The 3,388-nt window shown below is 57.3% G+C and carries 3 protein-coding genes and 1 pseudogene; 2 read left to right on the forward strand and 2 right to left on the reverse strand.

Features of this window, described 5'->3' with window-relative positions:
* Window positions 1-85 precede the first annotated feature (85 nt).
* Both CW742_RS09185 and nifH read right to left on the reverse strand, forming a co-directional pair.
* Window positions 86-412, reverse strand: coding sequence for a P-II family nitrogen regulator (locus CW742_RS09185; protein WP_292419480.1), 327 nt, complete (start codon window positions 410-412; stop codon window positions 86-88).
* 50 nt (window positions 413-462) lie between these two features.
* Window positions 463-1,368 carry a nitrogenase iron protein gene (nifH, locus tag CW742_RS09190; RefSeq protein ID WP_342764869.1) on the reverse strand — a complete coding sequence of 302 codons (906 nt, stop codon included), beginning with the start codon at window positions 1,366-1,368 and terminating at the stop codon, window positions 463-465.
* A gap of 565 nt (window positions 1,369-1,933) precedes the next feature.
* On the opposite strand from nifH, the gene CW742_RS09195 reads away from it, so the two are divergent.
* Window positions 1,934-3,118, forward strand: coding sequence for a PLP-dependent aminotransferase family protein (locus CW742_RS09195; protein WP_292419485.1), 1,185 nt, complete (start codon window positions 1,934-1,936; stop codon window positions 3,116-3,118).
* A 55-nt stretch (window positions 3,119-3,173) separates the two neighbouring features.
* Window positions 3,174-3,388: pseudogene (locus CW742_RS09200) on the forward strand (S-layer protein); the annotation flags it as partial.

The raw sequence follows: 3,388 nt of genomic DNA on the forward strand, positions 1-3,388 counted from the left end.
CACCCCGCCCGCCAAGTGGGCTTGTTTGGTTGCGCCGGGCTTCTCCATCCGGACGATCGCCATGATCTCTTGCATCGCGATCGCCTCAGAGGCCCGGGCTGTTCTTCGAGATCGTGTAAGCTTCCTCGACCGGGGAAACAAAGATCTTGCCGTCCCCAAACGTTCCTTCCGTACCGGTCCTCGCGATGTCGAGGATGATCTTAACGACCTTCTCCTTCTCATTGTCCTGGATGACCATCAGGATCAGGACCTTGGGGATCTCGTCATAGACCATGCCCCCGATCTTGATACCCTTCTGCTTGCCCCGGCCCACCACGTCCACCATGGTGGCGGCATTGAATCCCGCTCCCGAGAGTTCCGCAAGGACTTCGTCTTTCTTCTCCGGTCGAACAATTGCACGTATCAGTAACATGTCACACACATCCGCCTGTTTTTTTCCGATTTGCTGGTTTTCCGGTATCCTTACATTGCGTCCAGGAACCCGTGCTGCATCATCAGTTCTTCGAGCCGTTCCTGTTTCATCGGTTTCGGGATAACGAACATCTTGTTGTTGTCGATCGCCTGTGCAAGGTTGCGGTACTCGCCTGCCTGTCCTGAAGTCGGGTCGAAGTCGATGACCGTCTTCTTGTTGATCTCGGCCCGCTGCACGAGATTGTCCCGCGGGACGAAGTAGATCAGCTGGCTACCGAGCTCCTCGGCAAACGCCTTGAGGAGTGCATGCTCGTTGTCGACCTTCCTGCTGTTGCAGATGATGCCGCCGAGCCTGACCTTGCCGTTCGTTGCGTACTTCTGGATACCCTTGGCGATGTTGTTTGCCGCATAGAGCGCCATCAGCTCGCCCGATGCAACGATGTAGATCTCCTCCGCCTTTCCTTCGCGGATGGGCATCGCGAACCCGCCGCAGACCACGTCGCCGAGTACATCGTAGAAGACGTAATCGAGGTCGGGCGTATATGCGCCGAGCGATTCGAGCAGGTTGATGGACGTAATGATGCCGCGTCCCGCACAACCCACGCCGGGTTCCGGTCCTCCGGACTCAACGCACCGGGTCTCCTTAAACCCGGGCTTCAAAATCGCGTCGAGCTCGATGTCGTCTCCTTCATCTCTTAGCGTGTCCAGTACGGTCTTCTGGCAGAGCCCGTGCAGGAGCAGCCGGGTCGAGTCAGCCTTGGGGTCGCACCCGACAACCATGATCTTCTTTCCGGCCTCCGCGAGTGCCGCAACCGTGTTCTGCGTTGTAGTCGATTTGCCGATACCACCTTTTCCGTAAATTGCCACTTGTCGTGCCATTCTGATGTACCTCTGAAACTTGTGCCTCGTTAAAACCCGGGACGAATTCTTGCCCGAGCCCTTACGCTTTTTTTCCAATCTTCCAGAGTGTGCTGATCACGCCTTCAGCGGATCAGCGGGCCGGCACATTCTGCCATTGCCCGCATGAACACTCCTGCCCATTAACCGGTTCGGGACTGCCGTCATGCACAGACCGGATCAACCGGTCCTGTGCGGCCGAAGTCACTCCGCCCGGAAGTAAGCTCGTGAATCCGATCCCCGATGTTCTGCCGGATATCCGGTGCCCGAAGACCCTCGTCTTCCGGCGCAGGAAATTACCGGCCGGGAGAGTGCTGCCGTGCAACCCCTCCCTGATTCATGCCGTGTGTTGATTCGCATGTGTCCTCCTGGTGTTACCTACAAACATCAGCTTTACAAATATTTATATTAGCTAGCAGGAAGTTTCCTTCCATCTTAATTGCATACCAGAATTTTCTGGAGCGAGAATGGATTTAGCAGGGATGTGAAGCCCAGGCGGTGCCAGGGAAAATTCTGAGGGGGTTCTCAAATCTAACACCCGCCCGATTCCATACGTTTTTTTCTCCCACAGTTCAATGAAAGTGCAACAGTCCGGCCGCGCTCGCCCACGGCCCCGGGTCCTACCATGCAGTACCAGTTTGCCGACAGGGTCGCACGCGCCCCAAAATCGTTCCTGGAAGAACTCTTCCGGGTCTCGTCCGATCCGTCCATCATCTCCTTTGCCGGAGGGCTCCCCTCGGCAGCCCTGATCGATACGGCGGGCATCGCCCGGGCAGCCCGCGAGGTCATGGAAGAGGACCCGCAGGTGGCGCTCCAGTACACCACAACCGATGGCTACCTCCCGCTGCGCGAGTACATCGCGGACCGGTACCGGCACCGGCTCGGTATCACGGCAACCGCAGAAGAGATCCAGATCGTGAACGGCTCCCAGCAGTGCCTCGACCTGTTCGCAAAACTCTTCCTCAACAAAGGGGACCATGTGGGCATGGAGCGGCCCGGCTACCTCGGGGCGATCGAAGCCTTCTCGCTCTACGAGCCGGTCATAGACACCGTCCCGCTCGAAGAGGATGGACCGGACCTTGAGGTATTCGGGCGGATGGTCCGGAATAACCGGCCGAAGTTCTTCTACGGGATCCCCAACTCCCAGAACCCGTCAGGCCGGACATACTCGCAGGAGAAGCGGAAAGCCATTGCAGAGATCCTCGCAGGAACAGAGACTGTCTTCTACGAAGACGACGCATTCGGTGAGCTCTTCTTCGATACACAACCGCGGCTGCCGGTCAAACGGTATCTTCCCGATCAGGCTGTCATCTCCGGATCCTTCTCCAAGACCGTTGCACCAGGAATGCGGATCGGCTGGATGTTTGCCCCGGCCGAAGTCCTGCAGCAGTTCAATGTCGTCAAGCAGGCAGCAGACCTCCACTCCAATTTCCTCTGCCAGAAGATCCTGCACCGGTACCTGACAACAAGCGACCCTGATGCACACATCAAAAAGATCGTCGCTGTGTACAACCGCAAGTGCCAGCTCATGTGCGACCTCTTCGATGACCTGATGCCAGCACTCTCCCACACGAACCCGGAGGGGGGCATGTTTTTAATGGCGACCCTCCCGGAAGGCCTCTCCTCCCGGAAGGTCTTCGATGAAGGGGTGAAGAACAAAGTCGCGGTCCTCCCCGGTCTCCCGTTCTACGTTGACGGGGGCGGCACGGACACGATCCGGCTCAACTTCTCGGCCGCTTCGGAAGATCAAATCGCCGATGGGATGCACCGGCTTGCACAGGTAGTCGCAACCCTTTGTCAGGGACAATAGACCGGATCACATAAATAGCGCCATTTCTGATGTACCAGTACAGGAAGAGATAGCCTTGAGAAAATCTTCTGTACTTCTCATCATCCTTATTCTGTGCGTATTCATTGCCGTTCCGGTTGCTGCTGATACACCGGCAACAACGGTCACCACGGAACCCCCGGTGACCCTCCAGCCGTTCACGGCACCAACCACAGAACCAACAGCAGTGCCCACAACAGAACCAACGACGATACCTCCCACGGTACCCACCATGGTCACTCAGCCAACGAC

The organism is Methanoregula sp. (assembly GCF_002835825.1).
GTDB lineage: Archaea > Halobacteriota > Methanomicrobia > Methanomicrobiales > Methanospirillaceae > Methanoregula.

What these genes read in the sequence shown, in the direction of transcription:
- CW742_RS09185 (WP_292419480.1), bottom strand. Translation starts at nt 412, where the DNA reads ATGTTACTGATACGTGCAATTGTTCGACCGGAGAAGAAAGACGAAGTC.
- CW742_RS09195 (WP_292419485.1), top strand. Translation starts at nt 1,934, where the DNA reads ATGCAGTACCAGTTTGCCGACAGGGTCGCACGCGCCCCAAAATCGTTC.